7 protein-coding genes and 2 pseudogenes are annotated in these 5,617 nt (G+C 46.4%); all 9 read left to right on the top strand.

Annotated features, from left to right (window positions below):
* Nucleotides 1-1,457 (top strand): AAA family ATPase (locus tag I2C21_RS17210; RefSeq protein ID WP_195279876.1); only part of this gene is annotated, 1,457 nt, incomplete at its 5' end.
* Nucleotides 1,458-1,599: 142 nt separating this feature from the next.
* The gene (locus I2C21_RS17205; protein ID WP_006428300.1) at nucleotides 1,600-1,758 is read left to right on the top strand and encodes a transposon-encoded TnpW family protein; all 159 of its coding nucleotides are present in this window, start codon (nucleotides 1,600-1,602) and stop codon (nucleotides 1,756-1,758) included.
* A gap of 41 nt (nucleotides 1,759-1,799) precedes the next feature.
* A pseudogene (locus I2C21_RS17200) lies at nucleotides 1,800-2,603 on the top strand (VirD4-like conjugal transfer protein, CD1115 family); the annotation flags it as partial.
* A 12-nt stretch (nucleotides 2,604-2,615) separates the two neighbouring features.
* Nucleotides 2,616-2,936: a hypothetical protein gene (locus tag I2C21_RS17195; protein WP_002304332.1), complete on the top strand. Its 321-nt coding sequence runs from the start codon at nucleotides 2,616-2,618 to the stop codon at nucleotides 2,934-2,936.
* A 5-nt stretch (nucleotides 2,937-2,941) separates the two neighbouring features.
* Nucleotides 2,942-3,334 (top strand): helix-turn-helix domain-containing protein, encoded by a 393-nt coding sequence (locus I2C21_RS17190; RefSeq protein ID WP_002304334.1) that lies wholly within the window; start codon nucleotides 2,942-2,944, stop codon nucleotides 3,332-3,334.
* 83 nt (nucleotides 3,335-3,417) lie between these two features.
* Nucleotides 3,418-3,546: pseudogene (locus I2C21_RS17185) on the top strand (Maff2 family mobile element protein); the annotation flags it as partial.
* Nucleotides 3,547-4,142: 596 nt separating this feature from the next.
* The gene (locus I2C21_RS17180; protein ID WP_002569239.1) at nucleotides 4,143-4,631 is read left to right on the top strand and encodes a hypothetical protein; all 489 of its coding nucleotides are present in this window, start codon (nucleotides 4,143-4,145) and stop codon (nucleotides 4,629-4,631) included.
* A gap of 367 nt (nucleotides 4,632-4,998) precedes the next feature.
* On the top strand, nucleotides 4,999-5,220 hold the full coding sequence (locus I2C21_RS17175; RefSeq protein WP_156327584.1) for a hypothetical protein: 222 nt from the start codon (nucleotides 4,999-5,001) through the stop codon (nucleotides 5,218-5,220).
* Nucleotides 5,221-5,258: 38 nt separating this feature from the next.
* On the top strand, nucleotides 5,259-5,617 hold a 359-nt coding region (locus tag I2C21_RS17170), incomplete at its 3' end, for a plasmid mobilization protein (RefSeq protein ID WP_195279875.1).

Here is a 5,617-nt window from a genome sequence, read left to right as displayed (position 1 = left end):
AGCGGCACAATGTTGTGTTTGTCGGCAGAGACCGAAGCGGTACGCCGAGATACGCCCATGTGCGAGGAACGGCAGACTCATTCAGACAGGATATTACCGGGTCTGACAAGTCCTATCCGTTCCGCTATGAGGGAAACAGCAACCAGCTCTTTGTCTTTGAAGCACCGATTGACCTGTTATCGTTTATCTGCCTTTATCCGCAGGATTGGCAGACAAGAAATTATCTTGCCCTGGGCGGCGTTTCAGGCAAAGCCCTTGACCGTTTCCTTTCTGAACGCCAGGACACCCGAAAAGTGTTCCTCTGCCTTGACAGCGACACTGCAGGAAGCGAAGCCTGTACCCGACTGGCACAGGACATTCCCGGTGAGATCGCCGTCATTCGCCTTGTCCCGGCAAGGAAAGACTGGAACGATGTTCTCCGTCAGCAAGGGGACATTCCCAGCCGCAAATTCATAGCCGAGACAATCACGCTGCGAGAGCTGCCCACCGCCCAGCCTGTTCCCATGCTCCGCATGGCAGATGTGGAGCTGACGAGCGTGGATTGGCTATGGTTTCCCTATATCCCCTTTGGAAAGCTGACGATTATACAGGGCAACCCCGGCGAGGGCAAGACCTACTTTGCCATGCGTCTTGCGGCGGCTTGCACCAACCGAAAGCCTTTACCTGGTATGGAGACCCTTGAGCCTTTCAACATCATCTATCAGACCGCCGAGGACGGTTTGGGCGATACCGTTAAGCCCCGGCTGATGGAAGCTGACGCAGACCTTGAACGAGTGCTTGTCATTGACGATAGGGACACACCGCTGACCCTTGCCGATGAGCGCATAGCAAGGGCAATCCGGGAAAACAACGCAAGGCTTGTTATCATTGACCCGGTACAGGCGTTTCTGGGCGCAGATGTGGACATGAACAGAGCAAACGAGGTGCGCCCGATATTCCGCAGTTTGGGAGACATTGCACAGGCTACCGGGTGCGCTATCGTGCTGATCGGACACCTGAACAAAGCCGCAGGAACGCAAAGCACCTATCGGGGATTAGGGTCTATCGACATCACGGCGGCAGTCCGCAGTCTGCTCTTTATCGGCAAGCTGAAAGACAGTCCCACGACGAGGGTGCTTATCCATGAGAAAAGCTCCCTTGCGCCGCCCGGACAGTCCCTTGCATTTTCTCTGGGAGACGAGAAAGGCTTTGAGTGGATAGGGGCTTATGACATTACCGCTGACGAGCTTCTTGCCGGGACAGACACCGCAAAGACCGAGAGCAAGACCGCACAGGCGCAAATGCTCATTCTGGAACTGCTTGCAAACGGAAAGCGTATGCCGAGCGCAGAGCTGGAAAAGGCAGTCAATGAGCGTGGGATTTCCTCACGCACCATGAGAACGGCAAAGAGCCGTATCGGGGACAGGCTTGTGACCGAGAAAGACGGCACAGCATGGGTCTGCTATCTCCGAGACTGACAACAGGAACACGGCAAGCGTGGCAAAGACGGCAAGGTTTTTATAGATACCTTAATGTTGCCGCCTTGCCTTGTTCCCTCATACCGACACCGCCCGATGATGAACAGTCACCGGGCATTTTTCATTTACAGGAGGATTTTGAATGAACAATACCGCAACCAATACCGCCACTTGCCCGACTGTCAGAAAGCAGATCGGAAAGACAACCTATATCGTCCGTGTGCATTTCAGCCAGACCGCAAAAGAGACGATGGAGGACAAAATCAAGCGTCTGCTCCGTGAGGAAGTCCGCAAAATGTAACTTCTTTTTGAATTTGATGAAAAAGTCCTTGACTTTTCGTCTCTGGCAAGACCGCTAAGTCGATTTTGATTTCCTGCGGCGCTCGTCTGGCTCCTTTTGATATTCAGGAGGTCAGAGATGTGACTGCCTATGACGAGTTGCAGTTGGATACTCTCGGAGATAAGAAAACGGCGCTCTTTCTGATTATGTCAGATACGGATGCGACGTTTAATTTTTTGATCTCCATGATTTACACACAGCTGTTCAACTTGTTGTGCGAGAAAGCAGATGATGTGTACGGCGGCAGACTGCCGGTTCATGTGCGCTGCTTGATTGATGAGATGGCAAACATCGGTCAGATTCCCAATCTGGAAAAACTGGTAGCGACAATCCGAAGCCGTGAAATATCGGCTTGCCTTGTTCTCCAGGCACAATCACAGCTGAAAGCCATTTATAAAGACAATGCCGATACCATCATCGGCAACATGGATTCCCGAATTTTCCTGGGTGGTTCTGAGCCAACCACGCTCAAAGAACTGAATCAGGCATTGGGAAAAGAAACTATCGACACCTACAACACCTCCAACACCAGAGGTAACAGCCCGTCTTACGGCTTGAATTATCAGAAGTTAGGCAAAGACCTTGCGAGCGTAGATGAGCTTGCGGTTCTGGATGGCAGCAAGTGTATTTTGCAGTTGCGTGGTGTCAGACCGTTTCTTTCTGACAAGTACGATCTGACGCAGCACCCCAATTATAAGTACACATCAGACTTTGATAAGAGAAATGAGTTCAACATTGAGCAGTTTCTGAGTCGAAGGTTGAAGCTCAAGGCAGGTGATGAGTTTGTGGTAGTCGATGCGGATTAAGGAGGTTTCTGTTTGGAAAATCTGAAAACGGTATCTGCCCTGGTTAAGAACATCTTGGAACACGACCACAAGGCAAGAAATACCGACAATCATTTGTACCTGATGGTACTGGAACACTATTCCGGTCTGCGTGGCATCGACATTCATGCCATGACGGTTCCTGTGTTTTTGAAGGAACTGGATAGACGCAGCTTTCCGGGGTTTGAAACTGTCCGCAGAAGCAGACAGAAAGTGCAGGCAACCTACCCTGACCTTGCTCCCAGTGAAGCCGTAGGCAAGCGCAGAGCAAAAAATGAGGTTGTATATCGAGAATTTGCAGAAAGCGAGGTGTAAAAAAAATGACTTGGTGGATCACGGATACCTCTATTGGGCAGCGATTGAAGTTCGTTAGACGATTTCGCCGCCTTACCCAGAAAGAGCTTGGACTCCTGATGGGGTATTCCGAGAAAACAGCGGATGTCCGTATTGCTCAGTATGAGAAAAACGCTCGAACCCCTAATGCAGAAACCACAGCGAAACTCGCAGAGGTTCTGAAGGTTTCACCTGTCGTTTTTTCACCGACAATCTGTGCTTCTCGTGAAGATTTGTTGCAGTCAATGTATTGGCTGTTTCTTATGAAAGGTGGTGGTGATATATATGATTGTGAAACTGAATATGCAAGAAGCAGAATGGAACAGAAACTTGGCGTGATAACCGTCGAGGAGTTCCTTGAAAAGATTCTCGTAAACTAAGCCTTCCGTCCGGTTTTGATGCCGGTAGTACGGAGGGCTTTTTCTATTCTCAAAACAATTTCAAATTTTAGGAGGAAAATATTATGGCATTTTTCAATAGCGCAGTAACCGTTCTTCAGACTCTCGTTATCGCTCTGGGCGCAGGTCTTGGCATCTGGGGTGCAATCAATCTGCTTGAGGGCTACGGCAACGATAACCCCGGCGCAAATGCTCATGTGCGGTAAAGTAATAAAAAGATTTAGGTAGCCGCCTTAACTATTCCTAAATAAGATAATATGCACAGTATTTTCTCGTAAATAGAAAATAAATTATTGCATTTTACCAATTATTATGTTAAAATGACAATGTAACAAAGAGCTATGTATTTTTAAGGAAAGGGAGGAACTTATGAATTTAAGAAAATCTATTTTAGCACTTTCAGTAGTAGCTGGAATTGTAGCTGCTCCAATGACTGTATTTGCCGCTCATACTCATAGTTGGGGTTCTCCCCAGTACTATGGGATATGAAGATGAAATGCCTGGTATATATGATGACTGGGATAAATGTGCGACACGTCATGTATATAATTACAAACAATGTTTAATTTGTGGAGAAGTAAGCATTTATGAAGTTGAGACGATTGAAATGTCTCACAAATGGGTGAATGGTGCATGTGTATATTGCAACAAAGGTTACGCGAAAGAGATAAATTAACATAGTATCATTACCGGCAAGTTTATAATCAAAAAATAGAAAGCATTGAGAATATTTCATAATTTCTTGAAAGTACTCTCTGTGCTTTCTTTGATAATATGAAAGGAGAAATAAATGCAAAAAAAACAACTTTCTGTATTAGTACTAATTATTTTATGCTTTTTATTAGGATGTAACAGAGAAACACCAAAAGATGAATCTCAACAAAATTATGAAGATGAATCTAATATTTCTAAAACAAATGGAGAAGAACTTGTAAATATAAACAGTGAATTGTTAGGTTCGACTCCTTTTGATATCCAAATCGATAAAACAGCATTGCAGACTAGAAAAGAAACAGAAACAGAAGTTACAATAAAGACAAATTTAACAGACTGGGGTTATACTGTTTCTTCTGAAAAAGGGAAAATATCTGATATAAATAAAAATTCATTCATATATATAGCACCTAAAGATGAGAGGGATGATACTATAAAAATACAATTATCGGACTATGAAAATGGCATATCATATGAATATACAATTCCACTTATTTTTGCGGGAAACAATGAACATTCTTTAGATAAATTCAAGGAAAATCTTTCAAGATTACCTAATAGTTAGTAAAGAGTCGATAGACTAAAGTACCACCATCCTCTTTTATTTCAACTGAATATCCATCCCGCCGCACCGCAGCGGCACATGAAGCAGTAAATCCGAAAAAGATTTGCTGCTTTTTTTGCGTCCATTTTTGGCAAATTTCCAAAAGTTCCGTATTAGACAGTGAAACCAAAAAAGGCTGCCATTTTTTTCAGACAGCGGGCAAAACGCAGCTTCCGAAACGCCTTATTGTCGGGAAAGACCGAGCCGCCGGAAAAGTTCTTGCCGGAAAGTCCGTCCATTCTGCTCTTTTGTGGTTTGTAGGGAGTAAGGGAAAAACGCCAGCCCGCAGCCTTTTATAAAAAAAGCTGGTTATAGATTTTCTGAAAAAGTGGCAGTAGCAAGTGAACGGCAGGCCGGCAGTTTCTTAGAGCAAGATTCTACCGAGGTGCCAAAATTCGCTTATCGCTCATTTTGCCCCTGCGGGAATCTTGTTGGGGAGTGCCTTCCCCAAACCCTGCTTATGCGGCTTGCGCCGCTGAAAAACCCCTCAAAATATTTTTCGGATTTTTCAAAAACAGTTCCGCTTCACACCCTGTTTTTCTCCTATTAGTGAGAGGACACCACGCACAGAAAGGAGGTCAACCACCTATGAAACGATACAACACGCCGCACCGCAGCCGGGTAGTCAAAACACGCATGACCGAGGAAGAATACGCCGAGTTTGCCCAGCGGCTTTCTGCTTACCACATGAGCCAAGCCGAGTTTATCCGGCAAGCCATAACCGGGGCAGCCATACGCCCCATCATAACCGTTTCCCCCATCAATGACGAGCTGCTTGCCGCTGTCGGGAAGCTGACCGCCGAATACGGGAGGATCGGCGGCAACTTAAACCAGATAGCCCGGACGCTGAACGAGTGGCACAGTCCCTATCCGCAGCTTGCCGGGGAGGTACGGGCGGCGGTTTCCGACCTTGCTGCCCTAAAGTTTGAAGTCTTGCAGAAAGTGGG

It is taken from the genome of Clostridium sp. J1101437_171009_A5 (assembly GCF_015547905.1).
GTDB classification, from domain to species: Bacteria; Bacillota; Clostridia; order Oscillospirales; family Oscillospiraceae; genus Pseudoflavonifractor_A; species Pseudoflavonifractor_A gallinarum.
The sequence above is the reverse complement of the archived record's forward strand: the minus strand, read 5'-3'. Positions and strand labels throughout refer to the sequence as shown.

Bases quoted from the DNA above. Each gene is read 5' to 3' on its own strand.
- I2C21_RS17205 (WP_006428300.1), top strand. From the start codon at position 1,600: ATGAACAATACCGCAACCAATACCGCCACTTGCCCGACTGTCAGAAAG.
- I2C21_RS17190 (WP_002304334.1), top strand. From the start codon at position 2,942: ATGACTTGGTGGATCACGGATACCTCTATTGGGCAGCGATTGAAGTTC.
- I2C21_RS17180 (WP_002569239.1), top strand. From the start codon at position 4,143: ATGCAAAAAAAACAACTTTCTGTATTAGTACTAATTATTTTATGCTTT.